Here is a 15,172-nt window from a genome sequence, read left to right as displayed (position 1 = left end):
GCCAGCGTACTCCTAAGCTGATCCCATGACAGCGGCCTTCGCCGCTACGGACGCCGCCCCATGGACACCGCCGCCCTCGATCTTTATTACGCCGCCACGCCGAACGGCCTGAAGCTGCGCCTGTACCTGGAGGAGACCGGCCTCGCCCACCGGATCGTGCCGGTCAAGCTGTCGGCCGGCGAACAGTTCGCGCCGCCGTTCCTGGCGATTTCGCCGAACAACAAGATTCCCGCGATCGTCGACCACGCCCCCGCCGACGGCGGCGCGCCGCTGCCGGTGTTCGAATCCGGCGCGATCCTGCTCTACCTCGCGCGCAAGACCGGCCTGCTGTGGCCGCGCGCGGAGCGCGATCAGTTGGAAGCGACCCAGTGGCTGTTCTGGCAGATGGCCGGGCTCGGGCCGATGGCCGGCCAGGCCGGGCACTTCCGCGCGCATGCGCCGGAGCCGGTGCCGTATGCGATCGAACGCTACACGCGCGAAGCCGGACGGCTGTACGGCGTGCTCGACCGGCGCCTGCAAGGGCGCGAGTTCATCGCCGGCGACGAACTCTCCATCGCCGATATCGCCTGCTATCCGTGGGTGGTGCCGCACGCCGGCCTCGGCCACGACCTCGACTCCACGCCGGACCTGCGGCGCTGGTTCGAACGCCTGCGCGAACGCCCGGCGACCCAGCGCGCCTACGCCGGCGTCGACGATCCCTACGCCAAACCGGCCAATTTCACCGAAGCCGAGCGGCGCGCGCTGTTCGGGCAGGGCGCGCAGGCCTGAGCCTTCGCTGTCGTTGCAGGAGGGACGTCAGTCCCTCGCAAAAGCGCCGCCCTCTCCACCGTTGCCGCCCGCCCCGCCGAGGCCCGCCATGCCCTTCCCCATCTGCGAAACCTGCGGCACCCAGTTCGCCGAATCCGCCGCGCCGCCGGCGCACTGCCCGATCTGCGAGGACGAGCGCCAGTACGTCGGCTGGAACGGCCAACGCTGGACCACGCTGGAATCGCTGGCCCAGCGCCACCGCCTGCGCATCGACGAGGACGCCGGCGTGCTCAGCCTGAGCATGGCCCCGGCCTTCGCCATCGACCAGCGCGCGATGTTCCTGCCGACCGGCGCCGGCAACCTGCTGTGGGAAACCCTGGCGCTGGTGACCGACGAGGCGGTGCAGGCGCTGCGCGCGCTCGGCGGCGTCGACCTGATCGCGATCTCGCATCCGCACTTCTACGCCTCGATGGTCGAATGGAGCCGCGCGTTCGGCGACGTCCCGATCTATCTGCACGAAGCCGACCGCGAATGGGTGCAGCGGCCGTCGCCGGCGATCCGCTACTGGAGCGGCGACGAACTGCGCCTGTCCGACGACGTGGTCCTGATCCGCTGCGGCGGCCACTTCGCCGGCAGCACCGCGCTGCACTGGCGCCGCGGCGGCGAGCGCGGCGACGCGCTGTTCCCCGGCGACGCGCTGCAAGTGGTGTCCGACCGCCGCCACACCACCTTCATGTACAGCTACCCGAACTACATCCCGATGAAGCCCGCCGACGTGCGCGCGATGCGCGAACGCATCGCCGGCTACGACTTCGAGGACGTCTACGGCTACAGCCTGGGCCGCAACATCCTCGGCGGCGGCCGCGCCGCGGTCGAGGCCTCGTTCCAGCGCTACTTCGACGCCATCGCCGGCTGAGCCGGCGCATCTTCGCGAGGAATCGCCATGCCTTCGGGCTTCGAACACCTGCACGACTACCTGCCCGCGCGCATCGGCGCCAGCGCCGAGCTGCCGTGGATTCCCGCCGACACGCCCGGCAAGTATTCCAAGCCGCTGCGCTTCTTCGCCGACGACCGCGGCTTCGTCGAACTGCTGCGCATGGACCCGGGCCTGACCATGCCGCTGCACCGCCACACCGGCGAGATCCACGCCTACAACCTCAGCGGCACCCGCCAGTTGTGCACCGGCGAACTGATCGGCCCGGGCGATTACGTCTACGAGCCGCCCGGCAACGTCGACTGGTGGAAGATCGTCGGCACCGAACCGATGATCGCGCTGGTGGTGGTCATGGGCGCGGTCGAGTTCCTCGGCCCCGGCGGCAGCGTGCGCCTGCGCGCGACCGCGCAAAGCCAGCGCGCCGCGTACGAGCGCTATTGCCGCGAGCAGCGCCGGCCGGCGCTGGATCTGACCGACCGCTGAGCGCGGCGACGGTGCGGCCACGGCGCAAGCATCGGCGCAGCGCAGGGCCCGTCCGGCGGTCGCGTGCGCAGCGCCCGGCCGCAACGGCGGCTAACGCTCGACGAAATCCTTCAACCGCAGCAAGGCCCGGTCCCATTGCTCGCCGATGCGCAGCAACGATTGCCGGGCCTGTTCCAGCTCGCCCGGCTCGAACTGCCACAGCCGTTCGCGCCCGACCTTGAGGTCGCGCACCAGCCCGGCGCCCGACAGCACCTGCAGGTGCTTGGTCACCGCCTGCCGGCTGATGTCGGTGCCGGCGGTGAGCTGAGCGATCGACAAGGCGCCGCCGGCGCACAGCGCCACCACCAGCCGCAGCCGGGTTTCGTCGCCGAGCGCCTCGAACACCCGCGCCGAGCGCCGCAGCGCCGGCGCCTTGAGCGCGGCCGCGGGCTTAGCCGACATAGCGGGCGATGTTCTCGACCTGCGCGTCCCAGCCGCCGGAGTTCATCCGGAACGCTTCCTCGCGGCGCGCGGCGGGGATCTTGTCGAAGCCCGATTCGGTGACCGTCAGCAAGGTGCTGCCGTCGGCGTCTTCGAGGGCGAATTCGACCAGGGTCGGTTCCTCGTCCGAATAATCGCGGCCCGGGTCGACCGCATGCGGATGCCAGTGGAACGAGAACAGCCGCTCGGGCTGCATCGTCTGCACGACCACCTTCATCAGCAGGTGCTCGTAGCCGGGATAGGTGATGTAGCCCTGCGCGCTCTGGCCCGGCGCGAAGCGCTGGCCTTGCAGGCGCACGCCGAACCATTCGCCGAAGGATTCGGCGTCGGCGAGCGCGCGCCAGACCTTGGCGCGCGGGGCATGCAGCAGGATCTTGCGTTCGATGCGGTCGGTCGATGCGTTCATGGGCAACCTCCTGGGTGCATTTCAGCCTGCGCCGTCAAAGCGCAACCGTCAAGTTGCCTGTTCATCCGGGCGGGTTCACAGCGACACCGCCGTCAGCCAGATCAGCGCGATCAGCAGCGCGAGCGCGGTCGCGGCCGTCTCGATCGCGTCGTCGCGCCATTTCAGCCGCCACGCCACGGCCGCCGCGAACACGACCAGGGGCACGACGAAGACTTCCATGCCGATCATCCGGCAACGCACCAGACGGTCGCCGTCGCCGCACATGAAGCGATTCGGGTCCCAGGCGTTGAAGGCGTCGGCGATCAGCGTGTACACCGGCGGCACCACCGCGAAGCAGAACAGCGCGATCCACAGGCAGACGCGCAGGCCGCGCGCCGCAAGCGCCTGCGGCCACAGCGCCAGGATCAGGCAGCCGGCGCACGCCGCCGCGACCGCCAGCGGAATGCCCCAGACGCCGGGCACGTGCAGGTCCCAGGCGACATACGCCGAACCGGCGATCCAGGCGGCGGCGACGGCGACGCTCGCGCCGCGCGCGACGCCGTCGCGGCGGGCCGGCGCGCTCATCGCGCGCGCTCCCGCGCCGCGCCGTCCGCGACCGCGCGGCGCTGCGCCCTGACCGCCGCGCCTTGGCCGGCCTGCAACCGTGCGCGCCCTGGCCGTATCGAATCCCTTGCCCCGCCGCGCATCGCATCCCTCCTTCGGAACCCCATGTTCACACACGCAAACCCGGCTGACGCTAGCCTCAACGGCAGATGTGTTTATTTGTATCGCCCCCACGGCCCACGCCCCCCGGCGCTACCATGCCGGCTCGCATGAGGTGGCCATGAACAAAGTCCTGCTGATCGAGGACGACGCCCGTCTGGCCGGGCTGATCTCCGAGTACCTGCAACGCTACGACTTCCAGACATCGGTGGTGCTGCGCGGCGACCTTGCGCTGGCCGCGATTGAGAACGATCCGCCCGACGTGATCGTGCTCGATCTCATGCTGCCCGGCATGGACGGCTTCGACGTGTGCCGGCAGATCCGCAAGCAGTCGAGCCTGCCGATCGTGATGCTGACCGCGCGCGCGGACCTGTTCGACCAGGTCACCGGCCTGGAGGTCGGCGCCGACGACTACGTGCTCAAGCCGGTCGAACCGCGCCTGCTGCTGGCGCGGCTGCGCGCGGTGCTGCGCCGCAGCCAGGCGCAGCCGCAGGCGGCCGGGCCGTCGGTGCTCAGCTACGGCGGGCTGCAGATCGACCTCACCGCGCGCCAGGTGCGCTGGAAGGGCGAGGAGATCGACCTGAAGACCGCCGACTACAACCTGTTCGTGATCCTGGCCCAGGCCGCCGGCCGCGTGCTCAGCCGCGACGAGTTGCTGCGGCGCTGGCGCGGCATCGGCTTCGACGGCGTCGACCGCACCGTCGACGTCAGCATCTCGCGCCTGCGCCGCCACTTCGCCGACGACGCGCACGAGCCGCGCAAGATCAAGACCGTATGGGGACGGGGCTATTTGTTCAGCCCGATCGCCTGGGAGGACTGAATGCTCTCGATGCTGGTTCGGTTGTACCTGACCGTGGCCGGGCTGCTGTTGTGCTCGATCCTGATGGTGCAGCAGGTGTTCCCCTACCTGTTCCCGGACCAGTACTCCGCCTCGGTGCGGCATGAGTTCGTCGGCGAACTGACCCTGCTGCGCGAGCGCCTGGGCGACGCCCGCGGCGCCGAACTCGAGCGCCGCCTGGGCGAACTCAACCGGCGCACGCCCGAACGCTACAGCCGGGTCGAGGCGCAGGAGCTGGCGGCGCTGCCGGCGCGCGCCCGCGCCGAGCTGGCCCGGCTCGGCAGCGCCAGCGACCACGTCGGCAACGAGCGCCACCATCTGTTCCTGCGCCTGCCCGGCGGCGAGACGGTGCAGATCGTCTACACCGAGAACGACTTTCCGATCCGCTACGTCGCTTACCTGACCGTGTTCGCGATGGTGCTGCTCGGCCTGATGATGTGGCTGCAACCGCACTGGCGCGACCTGGAGCGCCTGCGCGTGACCGCCGCGCAGTTCGGCGACGGCGACCTCGGCGCGCGCGCGCGCCTGCGCGGCGGCTCCTCGATCCGCCAGCTGGCCGCCTACTTCAACAACATGGCCGACCAGATCGGCCGCCTGATCCAGTCCCAGCGCGACATGGTCAACGCCGCCTCGCACGAGCTGCGCACGCCGATCACCCGGCTGGAGTTCGGCCTGGCCAACCTCGCCGACACCCTCGACGACCGGGTCGCGCGCGCCCGCGTGCACGCGCTGCGCTGCGACGTGGAGGAGCTCGACCTGCTGGTCGGCGAACTGCTGACCCTGGGCATGCTCGAACGCAGCGGCCCGCGCCCGAGCCTGGAGCCGGTGCAGCTGGCCGGCTTCCTGCGCGCCTCCACCGGCGTGTCGGCCGAGGAACTGCGCGTGCGCACGACCCAGATCGAATGGGCGATCTCGCCGGAACTCGACGAGGTCGCGGTGGAGCCGCGCAGCCTGCGCCGCGCGTTCTCCAACCTGATGCGCAACGCGGTGCGCTACGCCGACAGCGCGATCCGCGTCGCCGCCGAGCCGGCCGGCGAGGACTGGCTGCTGATCGTCGAGGACGACGGCGTCGGCATTCCGGCCGAAGACCGGCGCCGCGTGTTCGAACCCTTCTACCGCCTCGACCGCAGCCGCGACCGCGCCACCGGCGGCTACGGCCTGGGCCTGAGCATCGTGCGCCAGGTGATCGACCGCCACGGCGGCTCGATCCACGTCGAGCCCTCGCCGCTGGGCGGCGCGCGCTTCGTCGCCCGGCTGCCGCGGCAGCCGCGGCTGTGGCCCGAAGGCGATCCCGCGCCGGCCGGCGCCGACAACGACGCACAGGAGCGCCCCTTCCACCTGCAATGACCCCTTTTCGCCCCGCACCGCGTTGGCAACAGCGCGGGCGGCGCTTTTACGCATGGACTTGCAAGCACGCTCGTTCACATTGAGACCGGCTCCAGGATCGGAACCCTTCGATGCATACGGATATGAACGCCCTGCCCGACGACCTCGAGTCGCGGGTACTCGACCTGGCCAACCAGGCCATCGCCCATCAAACCAACGGCGAACACCGCCAGGCCGCCAAGCACTGGGCGCGCGCGATCGCCCTGGCCGACGCCGGCCTCGACGGCGACGACATCCGCCACTGGCTCAGCAGCGGCGCGGCCGAAGCGCTGTACCGGCTCGGCGACTACAGCGGCTGCATCCTCGCCGCGCGCGCGGCGCTGGAGTGGAGCCGGCAGAACCACGCGCCGCTGGCGACGTTGCTGCTGGGCCAGGCGCAGTTGCGCCTGGGCCGGCGCGAGGCGGCGCTGGAGGCCTTGCGCGAGGCGCGCTCGATCGGCGGCGACGCGGTGTGGGACGCGATCGATCTCGACCTGCGCGCGGCGGTGGCGCGGCTGCTGCGCTCGAACGCGGCCTGAGCGCCGGGCGGCTTCGTGCCGCCGTCGGCCTCAGAACGTCGACCACCACTGCACGTTGCGTTCGAAATGGCCGACCAGGGTCTGGACCAGGCGATGCCGGGTTTCGTCCGGCCGCGCCTGCGCGTCGCCGCAGGCGATGGCGCGGTCGACCGCGCCGTGCATGGCGCTGAAGAAGATCACCGCGGTCATGCGCGGGTCCGGCGCCGCCCAGACCCGCGCGGCGATGCCGCCTTCGAGCAGTTCCACCAACTGGTCCATCACCGGATGGTCCTGCCAGGCCTGACGGTCGTAGCCGTTGGCGTTGGCGCTGGCGTCGTGGAACAGCGCGTCGTGCAGGGCCACCTGTTCCAGGTAGGCGGTCACCGCGGTGGCCACCCAGGCGCGCAGGCGGCCGCTCCAGTCGCCGTCGCGGCAGCGGTCCAGCGCCAGGCGCACGCGCGCGACGAAGCCTTCGGCGAAGCGCTGCTCCAGCGCCGTGCGCAGGCCGCGGTCGTTGCCGAAGCGCGCGCGCAGGCCGGCTTCTTCCAGCGCCGCCGCCGCGGCGATGCGTCGCAGCCGCAGCGCGCCGCTGCCGTAGACCGCGACCAGGCGCGCGGCCGCGTCCAGCGCCGGGTCCGGCGGCAGGGCCAGGAACGCCGACGCCGCGGCCGCTTCGCGCGCGCCGGCGTCGCCCGCGATCGCGGGGAGAGGGAAGGTCATGGGCGTCGCCTACAAATGAGAACGATTCTCATCATAGCGCATCCGCGGACGCGGCGCGCGGCCCGTTGCTGTCGCCGGGCTGTCACAAGCCGGGGGCGCGCACCGGAGTTTGCGGACCCGGCGCGCGGATTTTCCGCGCTGGATAAATTTTCACCAATCCTCACCCGCGCTTGCGACCTCGATCGACATCCGCATGCGAACCAATCGTTCGACAACGGCGAAAAACGTCTGCGTTAAGCGGAAACGAATCGGTCTGGATCACAACTCGCGCGTGATTCAACGCGAGGATGCGATAGCGTGCGAAATAGGCTTTTTTCAGGGGAAATATCGCGTTTCGAAATTCTTCGAAGGCGCAAGTCTCGCTGCACAAAAACCTTCACATATCCGTCTTGTGATAAGTCTCTCACCGCCGTCTTCGTAAATCCTCGACTTGTGATATGCCTCTCATCCGCCTTGATGGACATGACTTGAGCGCTCGGGGATATTGATTCCGAAGGCGCCGCACGGCGCATCCGCGCAGCGTCGCCTTCCGATGCGATCGCGCCCTGACCTCCACGGCAAGGCGCGGGCATCGCCCGGACCTTCCCCCCTTTTGCTGCATCGATAAGAACTAAGGCCCACTGTCCGCCGCTCGCGCCGGATGGATACGGATAGAGGCCCTGCCCTGGCGCGCTGCGCCGCGGCCATGTTGGTACTTTTGGATTCGCTATACACACGGAGAGGGGGCCACTCGTAAGAAACGAGTCGGCCGCAGGCTCGCGCGCATTCGTTACGGCGCGCCGACGGACACCGCGTCCGCCGGCCGGCGGCGGCGCGCGTTCCGGCGCCGGCTTCAAGGAAAGCGCCATGAACGAACTGCCTGCACCCGGTTTGCCGCTCACCACCGCCCAGCGCGGATTGTGGGTCGGGCAAAAGCTCGCCTCGGCCGAAGCGACCTTGAACATCGCCGAGGCGGTGGAGATCCACGGACCGGTCGAGCCGGCGCTGTTCCAGCGCGCGCTGCGTCAGTTCGCCGACGAGGCCGAAGCCGTGCGCGCGCGCATCGTCGAGCACAACGGCCTGCCGTACCAGATCGTGCGCGAGCGCTACGAGTTCGACACGCCCTACATCGATTTCAGCGGCGAGCCCGACCCGCGCGCCGCCGCCGACGCGTGGATGCAGGCCGAGATCAACCGTCCGGTCGACATGGCCCACGACCCGCTGTGGGTCGGCGCGATCTTCAAGTTCGCCGACGATCTGTATTGCTGGTACCAGCGCGCGCACCACACCGTCTACGACGGCTACAGCGGCGGCATGGCGGCCAAGCGCCTCAACGAGCTGTACTGCGCCTACCGCGACGGCGTCGAACCCGAGCCGAGCAGCTACGGCAGCCTGGCTTCGCTGATCGAGGCCGAAGCCGCGTACCGCGATTCCGACCGCTACCGCCGCGACCGCGAGTACTGGCTGGAACAACTCGCCGACCTGCCCGAAGCGGTGACCCTGGCGCGCCGGCGCGTGCGCAACAACGGCGGCCTGCGCCGCGCCAGCGGCCACGTGCCCGAGGCCGGTCGCGAGCGCCTGGCCGAGATCGCCCGCGACAACGGGGTCAGCCTGCCGCAGGTGCTGATCGCGCTGATCGCCGCCTACTACCACCGCGCCAGCGGCGCGCACGACCTGGTGTTCGGCATGCCGGTCACCGGCCGCTCCAGCCACGCCCTGCGCAGCACTCCCGGCATGGTCGCCAACGTCGTCGCGATCCGCCTGCAGATGCGCGCGGACATGAGCATGAGCGAGCTGTTCCAGCAGACCTCGCGCACGGTCAAGTCGGCGCTGCGCCATCAGCAGTACCGCTTCGAGGAGTTGCGCCGCGACCTGGGCCTGGTCAACCCCGACCAGCACATGGCCTGGCTCGGCATCAACATCGAGCCGTACGACTACAACAACTTCCTCGGCCATCGCGGCAGCGCGCGCAACCTGCACAACGGCACCGCCGAAGACCTGACCGTGTTCGTGTTCGACCGCCTCGACGGCCAGGGCCTGAGCTTCGACTTCGACGCCAATCCGACCTTGTACCCGGCCGCGGAGCTCGACGAACACAAGCGCCGGTTGATGCGCCTGATCGAACAGGTGCTCGAACGTCCCGACATCGCCCTGGGCGAGATCGACGTGCTCGGCGACGACGAGCGCGCGCGGCTGCTGTCGCAGTGGAACGCCACCGACGCGGCGCTGGAGGACAGCACCGCGCTGGCGCAGTTCCAGCGTCAGGCGCAAAGCACGCCCGATGCGGTCGCGGTGATCGCCGGAAACACCCGCCTGAGCTATCGCGAACTCGACGAATCCAGCACGCGTCTGGCCCAGCGCCTGCTCGCGCGCGGCGTGCGCAGCGGCGACACCGTCGCCATCGCCTTGCCGCGCGACGAAGTGCTGCCGGCGGCGCTGCTGGCGGTGTGGAAGGCCGGCGCGGCCTACCTGCCGCTGGACCCGGAAGCGCCGATGCAGCGCATCGCCCTGACCCTCGACGACGCCGCGCCGAGCCTGCTGCTGACCACGCCGGCGTTCGCCGACGCCTTCGCCGGCCGCGGCCTGCCGCTGCTGTTCGCCCACGCCCAGGACGAGCGCTACGACGCCGAAGCCGCGCCGCCCCTGCCGCGCGTCGGCGGCGAGCATCTGGCCTACGTGATCTACACCTCCGGTTCGACCGGCGTGCCCAAGGGCGTCGAAGTCGGCCAGCGCAGCTTTTGGAATTTCCTCCAGGCGATGCAGCGCGAGCTCGCGCCCACGCCGCAGCAGCGCTACCTCGCCCAGACCACGATCACCTTCGACATCGCCGGCCTGGAGCTGTTCCTGCCGCTGACGGTCGGCGCCGCGGCGGTGCTGACCACCACCGAGATCGCGCGCAATCCGCTGGCGCTGGCGCGGCTGATCGAGGACGAGCGCATCGACGTCATGCAGGCCACGCCGTCGCTGTGGCGGATGCTGCTGGCCAACTCGGACGCGCGCCTGCAGCGCGTGCACGCGCTGATCGGCGGCGAAGCCCTGCAGCCGGAACTGGCCCAGCAGTTGGTGCGCCAGGCCGCGCGGGTGACCAATCTGTACGGCCCGACCGAAACTACGGTGTGGTCGACGGCGATGGAGATCCGCGCCGAAGAACTGGCCGGCGGCAACGGCGCGGCGCCGCCGATCGGCCGGCCGCTGCTGAACACCCAGGTGTACGTGCTCGACGCCTCCGGCCGGCCGATGCCGACCGGCAGCGCCGGCGAGCTGTACATCGGCGGCCAAGGCGTGGCGCGCGGCTACCGCAACCGCGACGAACTCAACGCCGAGCGCTTCATCGCCGATCCGTTCCGCCCCGGCGGCCGCCTCTACCGCACCGGCGACCTGGCGCGCTGGCGCGACGACGGCGTGCTCGAATACCTCGGCCGCGCCGACCAGCAGGTCAAGATCCGCGGCCACCGGGTCGAACTCGGCGAGATCGAAGCGCAGCTGCGCGGCTTCGCCGAAGTCGCCGAGGCCGCGGTCGCGCTGCACCGCGACGCCGCCGGCAACGCCTTGCTGACCGCGTACGTGGTGCCCGCCGCCGGCGCCGATGCCAAACCCGAAGCGCTGCGCCGCGCGCTGGCCGCGCGCCTGCCCGACTACATGGTGCCGGCGGCGTGGATCGAACTGGCGGCGCTGCCGATGACCTCCAGCGGCAAGCTCGACCGCAAGGCGCTGCGCCCGCCCGAGCGCGACCGCCGCAGCGCCTACGTCGCGCCGCGCACCGAGGCCGAGCGCAAGCTCGCGGCGATCTGGCAGCAGATCTTCAAGCTCGAACGCGTCGGCATCCACGACAACTTCTTCGAACTCGGCGGCGATTCGCTGACCGCGGCCGAACTGGTCGCCGCGCTGCCGCGCCATTTCGGTTCCGAGCTGTCGATGGGCGCGCTGTTCGAAGGTTCGACCATCGCCGGCCTGGCCGCGGCGCTGGAGCGCAGCGGCGGCGACAACGATCCGCTCGGCGCGCTGCTGGCGCTGCGCGGCGGCGCGCACGAGCGCGGCGACGCACAACAGCGCCCGCTGTTCTGCATCCACCCGGTCACCGGCGTGGGCTGGGCCTTCGCCGGCATGCTGCGCCAGGTGGAACTGCCGCTGTACGCGCTGCAATCGCGCGGCCTGCGCGGCGGCGCGCTGCCCGGCAGCATCGAGGAGATCGCCGCCGACTACATCGCGCAGATGCGCAAGGTCCAGCCGCAGGGCCCGTACCGCTTGCTCGGCTGGTCGCTCGGCGGGCTGATCGGCCACGCGGTCGCGGCGCAGCTGCAGCGCGAAGGCGATACGGTCGAACTGCTGGCGATGATGGATTCCTATCCCTTCGCCGCCGAGCCGGCGCAGCCCGACGAAGCCCAGCAGGCCCAGGCCGTGCTCAAGTTCCTCGGCTTCCACCACCGCCTGCGCGAAGCGCCGCAGGACATGCGCGCGCTGACCGAGCTGCTGTGCCAGGAATACGAGGTGTTCTCCAATCCGCTGGTGCAGCAGGTGCTGAAGGACGACGCCAAGCTGATCGAGCACGTCGCCGCGGTCACCCGCAACAACCTGACCCTGGCGCGCCGCTACGTGCCCGAGCGCATCGACGCCGACGTGCTGTTCTTCGACGCCAAGCGCAAGGAGCGCGTCGACCTCGACGGCCTGCTGCACTACCGCGCCAATGCCTGGCAGGCGCACGTGGCCGGCCACTTCGACGTGCACGAGATCGACTGCCATCACCAGACCATGCTGGAGCCGCGCGCGGCCGCGCACATCGGCCGGGTGCTGCGCGAGCGCCTGTTCGGCGCGAGCACGCAGCCGGCGCGGCTGGATCCGTTGCCGACGGCGCTGCCCGCAGCCGCGCCGCTGGTCGCCGCTTATTCGTAAGGAGACGTTCGTGTCCGCATCCGCACTTCCCGTCAAAGCCGACGCCGCCGCTCCGGTCACGCCCGGCGCGGTGGTGATCTTCACCGTCGGCACCCAGGGCGACGCGCGCCCTTGCATCGGCCTGGGCCAGGCGCTCAAGCGCGCCGGCTATCCGGTGCGCATCGTCACCAGCGACAACTTCGCCCCGCTGGTGCGCGAGGCGGGGCTGGAGTTCTCGGCGATCAGCGCCGACTTCAGCGACTTGCTGACCAACAATCCCGAGACCGTCGATAAAGCGCTCAACCCCTGGTACCTGGTCCAGCACACCCGCGCCAAGTTCGCGCAGTGGGCGGCGACCTGGGCGCAGGAAGCGCGGCCGGCCTGCGAGGGCGCGGCGCTGCTGGTCGGCACCGGCATCGTCACCCAGCTGGCCAAGGCGATCGGCGAAGCCGACGGCATTCCCTTCATCCAGGCGCACCTGCAACCGTTCACGCCGTCGCGCAAGCTGTCGCCGCTGTCGTTCTGGTCCGAACGCGAATTCCCCGGCGCGGTCAACATGGCGCTGTTCTCGGTCATGAAGCTGCTGGCCTGGTACACGCTCAAGCCGGCGGTCAACGGCGCGATCCGGCCGCAGCTGAAACTGCCGTTGTTCCCGTGGTACGGGCCGTTCTTCGACAAGAACCCCGACCGCATGCGCGTGCTCTACGGCTACAGCCGCCACATCCTGCCGCCGCCGGACGACTGGCCCGAACAGGTCAAGGTCACCGGCAGCTGGTTCCTCGATCAGGCCGACGTGTGGCAGCCGCCGCAAGGCCTCGCCGACTTCCTCGCCGAGGGCGACAAGCCGGTGTACTTCGGCTTCGGCAGCATGCTGGCCAACAACGCCGAGGCGCTGACCCAGGTGGTGCTCGACGCGGTGCGCATCAGCGGCCGGCGCGCGGTGCTGGCGACCGGCTGGGGCGGGCTGCGCTGCGATCCCGGCCGTTTGAACGACAAGGTCTATGTGATCGAAGCCGCGCCGCACGACTGGCTGTTCCCGCGCATGGCCGCGACCGTGCAGCACGGCGGCGCCGGCACCACGGTGGCGGCGGCGCGCGCCGGCGTGCCGTCGGTGTTCGTGCCGTTCTTCGGCGACCAACCGTTCTGGGCGCGGCGCATGCACGCGCTCGGCTGCGCGCCGCCGGCCGTGGACCGGCGCACGGTCACCGCCGAACAGATGGCGCAGGCGGTGGAGGAAGCGCTGCGGCCCGAACGCGTGCGCGCCGCGCACGAGCTCGGCGAGAAGATCCGCGCCGAAAACGGCGGCGCCGCGGCGGTGCGCGCGCTCAACGAGTGGGGGCTGTTGCCGCCGCTGCGGCTCGATCGCGAAGCCTCGGCGCTGCCGCTGGAACGGGTGGCCTGAGCGGCGGCCGGTTCGCGACCGAGGCGAGGCCTTCGGTCGCGAAAGCGCCCGTGCGGTCAGACCGCACGCCCCAGACGAACCGCGCGACCTCAACAAACGCAATCTCAAGACAAACCGGGCCGCCTCAACTCCATCTCGTTCCGGCGAAAGCCGGAACCCACCGACATCCGCTCTTGGCCGCCCCGCGCGGCCGCACGCACAACGCGGGCGCTCCGGCCTCCCCTCCCCTGTGGCGAGGCCGGAGCGCGCAGCGCCGACGCCCCGGTCACAGCCTGGGAGACGCCGTCCGCGCAAAATGGCCGACTGCCCCGCGGCGCATCCGCGCGCCGCCCGCGAGCGAGGCCTCCCCCATGCAAAGCACCGACGTCGAACTCGAGCGCCTGCGCGTGCGGCGCGAGGCGCGCCGCGCCGAACTGGCCGCGCACAGCGGCGTCAATCAGCGCGAAGGCCGCGCGCTGTGCCTGTCCGGCGGCGGCTACCGCGCCGCGCTGTTCCACCTCGGCGGGCTGCTGCGCCTGCACGAGGCCGGCCTGCTCGCCGGCCTGAGCCTGATCAGCTCGGTCTCAGGCGGCAGCATCGTCTCGGCCTGGCTGGCCTGCCGCTACCTCGACACCCGCCGCGACGGCGACGAAAGCTTCGCCGCGTGGAGCGACCGCATCGACTTCCGCGCGGTCGTGGTCGAACCCTTCCGCGAAGTCGCCGCGCGCGACCTGCGCACCTGGCCGGTGCTGGCGACGCTGCCGTTCAACTGGCTCAAGCCGTCGTGGCGCATCGGCCTGCTCGAACGCGGCTACATACGCGCGTTCGGCGAACGCCACCTCGACGAACTGCCGGAATCGCCGTCGTTCGTGTTCTGCGCCAGCGACCTGACCTTCGGCGTCAACTGGGAATTCTCGCGCCGCCGCGTCGGCGACTACCTCGCCGGCTATCTGCGCGACGGCGCGCGGCGGGTGCGGCTGAGCTGCGCGGTCGCCGCGTCTTCGTGCTTCCCGCCGGTGTTCGGCCCGGTCCGCTTCGAGGCCGCGCCGGGCGACTACCAGCGCGGCGATTACCGCGGCGACGACGGCGACGAGCTGCGCGCGCGCATCGAGCTCAGCGACGGCGGCGTCTACGACAACCTCGCCACCGAACCCAGTCTGCGCCGTTACCGCGAGGTGCTGGTGTCCGACGCCGGCGGCCCGTTCGTGTTCGAGAGCAAGCGCTGGTGGCTGTCGCGGCTGCTGCGCTACACCCAGGTCATGAGCAACCAGGCCGAAGCGCTGCGCAAGCGGCTGTTCTTCGGCCAGGCCGAAAGCGGCGCGCTGATCGGCGTGTACTGGAGCCTGACCGGCTACCGCGACGAAGGCGCCGACGGCTACAGCCCGGCGCTGGTGCGCGACGTGCTCGGGCGCCTGCGCACCGATCTGGACCGCTTCCTCGACGTCGAGTTCGAGGTGCTGGTCAACCACGGCTATTTCGCCGCGCACGATGCGTTGTGGCGGCAGAACGGCTGGGTTTCGGACGCGGCGCCGGCGGCGTGGCCGTATCTCGAACGCGCCGACGAGAGCCGGGTGCGCCGGTGGCTGCGGCGCAGCCATGCGCGGGTGCTGCATCGGCGCTGGTGGGGGGCGAGTTAGCGCGGAGGCGGGGTTCGTCGTTGTCGCATTGACGCGGTCGCGGCTCGCGCCGCTCCTACAGGTAGCTCATGTAGGAGCGGCGCGAGCCGCGACCGCGACAACTAAACTGCGTC

Annotated in this window: 13 protein-coding genes; 9 read left to right on the top strand and 4 right to left on the bottom strand. The window is 70.9% G+C overall.

Annotated elements, in window-relative coordinates:
* The first annotated feature begins 60 nt into the window (after positions 1-60).
* From JHW38_RS18680 to JHW38_RS18670, 3 genes are all read left to right on the top strand, one after another.
* Complete coding sequence (locus JHW38_RS18680; RefSeq protein ID WP_207522817.1) at positions 61-768, top strand: glutathione binding-like protein; 708 nt, start codon at positions 61-63, stop codon at positions 766-768.
* 88 nt (positions 769-856) lie between these two features.
* Positions 857-1,663: an MBL fold metallo-hydrolase gene (locus JHW38_RS18675; protein ID WP_207522816.1), complete on the top strand. Its 807-nt coding sequence runs from the start codon at positions 857-859 to the stop codon at positions 1,661-1,663.
* 27 nt (positions 1,664-1,690) lie between these two features.
* Entirely contained in the window at positions 1,691-2,164 is a 474-nt protein-coding gene (locus JHW38_RS18670; protein WP_207522815.1) for a cupin domain-containing protein, read from the top strand.
* Positions 2,165-2,254: 90 nt separating this feature from the next.
* Here JHW38_RS18670 and JHW38_RS18665 read toward each other — a convergent pair whose 3' ends face one another.
* The 3 genes from JHW38_RS18665 to JHW38_RS18655 form a co-directional block, all read right to left on the bottom strand.
* Positions 2,255-2,605, bottom strand: coding sequence for an ArsR/SmtB family transcription factor (locus tag JHW38_RS18665; RefSeq protein ID WP_207522814.1), 351 nt, complete (start codon positions 2,603-2,605; stop codon positions 2,255-2,257).
* Positions 2,595-3,050 carry an SRPBCC family protein gene (locus JHW38_RS18660; protein ID WP_207522813.1) on the bottom strand — a complete coding sequence of 152 codons (456 nt, stop codon included), beginning with the start codon at positions 3,048-3,050 and terminating at the stop codon, positions 2,595-2,597. Before JHW38_RS18660 ends, JHW38_RS18665 begins: the two co-directional genes overlap by 11 nt.
* 75 nt (positions 3,051-3,125) lie before the next feature.
* Positions 3,126-3,614 carry a hypothetical protein gene (locus JHW38_RS18655; protein ID WP_207522812.1) on the bottom strand — a complete coding sequence of 163 codons (489 nt, stop codon included), beginning with the start codon at positions 3,612-3,614 and terminating at the stop codon, positions 3,126-3,128.
* 259 nt (positions 3,615-3,873) lie between these two features.
* Here JHW38_RS18655 and JHW38_RS18650 point away from each other — a divergent pair, with 259 nt between their 5' ends.
* The 3 genes from JHW38_RS18650 to JHW38_RS18640 all read left to right on the top strand — a co-directional run bounded on the left by JHW38_RS18650 (position 3,874) and on the right by JHW38_RS18640 (position 6,494).
* On the top strand, positions 3,874-4,572 hold the full coding sequence (locus tag JHW38_RS18650) for a response regulator (protein WP_207522811.1): 699 nt from the start codon (positions 3,874-3,876) through the stop codon (positions 4,570-4,572).
* Positions 4,573-5,937 carry an ATP-binding protein gene (locus tag JHW38_RS18645; RefSeq protein WP_207522810.1) on the top strand — a complete coding sequence of 455 codons (1,365 nt, stop codon included), beginning with the start codon at positions 4,573-4,575 and terminating at the stop codon, positions 5,935-5,937. It abuts the gene before it with no gap.
* 122 nt (positions 5,938-6,059) lie between these two features.
* Entirely contained in the window at positions 6,060-6,494 is a 435-nt protein-coding gene (locus JHW38_RS18640; RefSeq protein ID WP_207522809.1) for a hypothetical protein, read from the top strand.
* A gap of 30 nt (positions 6,495-6,524) precedes the next feature.
* Here JHW38_RS18640 and JHW38_RS18635 read toward each other — a convergent pair whose 3' ends face one another.
* Positions 6,525-7,193, bottom strand: coding sequence for a hypothetical protein (locus JHW38_RS18635; protein ID WP_207522808.1), 669 nt, complete (start codon positions 7,191-7,193; stop codon positions 6,525-6,527).
* A gap of 846 nt (positions 7,194-8,039) precedes the next feature.
* Between JHW38_RS18635 and JHW38_RS18630 the strand changes: the two genes are divergently transcribed.
* From JHW38_RS18630 to JHW38_RS18620, 3 genes are all read left to right on the top strand, one after another.
* A complete protein-coding gene (locus JHW38_RS18630; protein WP_207522807.1) occupies positions 8,040-12,062 on the top strand; it encodes a non-ribosomal peptide synthetase in 4,023 nt (1,340 codons plus the stop codon).
* 10 nt (positions 12,063-12,072) lie between these two features.
* Complete coding sequence (locus JHW38_RS18625) at positions 12,073-13,443, top strand: glycosyltransferase (protein ID WP_207522806.1); 1,371 nt, start codon at positions 12,073-12,075, stop codon at positions 13,441-13,443.
* 350 nt (positions 13,444-13,793) lie between these two features.
* Complete coding sequence (locus JHW38_RS18620) at positions 13,794-15,059, top strand: patatin-like phospholipase family protein (RefSeq protein WP_207522805.1); 1,266 nt, start codon at positions 13,794-13,796, stop codon at positions 15,057-15,059.
* Positions 15,060-15,172: the final 113 nt, after the last annotated feature.

Origin of the sequence: Lysobacter enzymogenes (genome assembly GCF_017355525.1) — a bacterium.
GTDB classification, from domain to species: Bacteria; Pseudomonadota; Gammaproteobacteria; order Xanthomonadales; family Xanthomonadaceae; genus Lysobacter; species Lysobacter enzymogenes_C.
Note: the sequence above shows the minus strand (reverse complement) of the source record. Positions and strands in the feature narration are given on the sequence as shown.

What these genes read in the sequence shown, in the direction of transcription:
- JHW38_RS18680 (WP_207522817.1), top strand. Translation starts at nt 61, where the DNA reads ATGGACACCGCCGCCCTCGATCTTTATTACGCCGCCACGCCGAACGGC.
- JHW38_RS18675 (WP_207522816.1), top strand. Translation starts at nt 857, where the DNA reads ATGCCCTTCCCCATCTGCGAAACCTGCGGCACCCAGTTCGCCGAATCC.
- JHW38_RS18670 (WP_207522815.1), top strand. Translation starts at nt 1,691, where the DNA reads ATGCCTTCGGGCTTCGAACACCTGCACGACTACCTGCCCGCGCGCATC.
- JHW38_RS18665 (WP_207522814.1), bottom strand. Translation starts at nt 2,605, where the DNA reads ATGTCGGCTAAGCCCGCGGCCGCGCTCAAGGCGCCGGCGCTGCGGCGC.
- JHW38_RS18660 (WP_207522813.1), bottom strand. Translation starts at nt 3,050, where the DNA reads ATGAACGCATCGACCGACCGCATCGAACGCAAGATCCTGCTGCATGCC.
- JHW38_RS18655 (WP_207522812.1), bottom strand. Translation starts at nt 3,614, where the DNA reads ATGAGCGCGCCGGCCCGCCGCGACGGCGTCGCGCGCGGCGCGAGCGTC.
- JHW38_RS18650 (WP_207522811.1), top strand. Translation starts at nt 3,874, where the DNA reads ATGAACAAAGTCCTGCTGATCGAGGACGACGCCCGTCTGGCCGGGCTG.
- JHW38_RS18645 (WP_207522810.1), top strand. Translation starts at nt 4,573, where the DNA reads ATGCTCTCGATGCTGGTTCGGTTGTACCTGACCGTGGCCGGGCTGCTG.
- JHW38_RS18640 (WP_207522809.1), top strand. Translation starts at nt 6,060, where the DNA reads ATGAACGCCCTGCCCGACGACCTCGAGTCGCGGGTACTCGACCTGGCC.
- JHW38_RS18635 (WP_207522808.1), bottom strand. Translation starts at nt 7,193, where the DNA reads ATGACCTTCCCTCTCCCCGCGATCGCGGGCGACGCCGGCGCGCGCGAA.
- JHW38_RS18630 (WP_207522807.1), top strand. Translation starts at nt 8,040, where the DNA reads ATGAACGAACTGCCTGCACCCGGTTTGCCGCTCACCACCGCCCAGCGC.
- JHW38_RS18620 (WP_207522805.1), top strand. Translation starts at nt 13,794, where the DNA reads ATGCAAAGCACCGACGTCGAACTCGAGCGCCTGCGCGTGCGGCGCGAG.